The organism is Campylobacter sp. CNRCH_2015_0814, assembly GCF_025772765.1.
Taxonomy (GTDB): domain Bacteria; phylum Campylobacterota; class Campylobacteria; order Campylobacterales; family Campylobacteraceae; genus Campylobacter_D.
Genome location: NZ_JAKMSR010000040.1, coordinates 1 through 580, shown reverse-complemented (window position 1 = coordinate 580; position 580 = coordinate 1). Strand labels below are relative to the sequence as shown.

The 580-nt window shown below is 27.4% G+C and carries 1 pseudogene; it reads right to left on the bottom strand.

The annotated features are described in order from the left end of the window. Positions 1–580: pseudogene (locus L8X24_RS07930) on the bottom strand (hypothetical protein); the annotation flags it as partial.

Genomic DNA, 580 nt, shown 5'->3' with positions numbered 1-580 from the left:
CCAAATATACCTACATACTCAGGTATATATTCAAGATTAGTTGTATCTATATTAATATTCTTAAGCGCAAATCCTTGTCCATCAAATGTTTTATTTGAAAAACTATTATCTACTATTATTTCCCAATTCTCATTATAAACATGACTTTTATATCCAACTATCATATTGGTACAACCATATCCTTCTATGCAATAATTAGCATAGTTTTGGCCACTACTTGCTTTAAAATCTATATCATTAGTAAGTCTATACTCACTAGCTGTATCTCTAAAACCTTCTTTATTTTCATTCCACCCTTTAGCAAAGTGCCACCAATCTAAATCAGAGCCTATGCCTACATATTTATATACTTTAAAGTTGTTATTTGTGTTTGTATATTTATCAAACACTTTAAACGAATTAGGATTATAATAATATCCACTAGCATTTAAATACATAGAACCTTTAAAATTATTACCATTGCTTCCTTGTATTTTTAAGCTTTTTAATTGATCTCCATTTATATTACCTACATCTACATAAACTTCATTACCTTGTAAGTTTATTTCATTAGCTGATATTATGCCTGTTTGATTTTTCA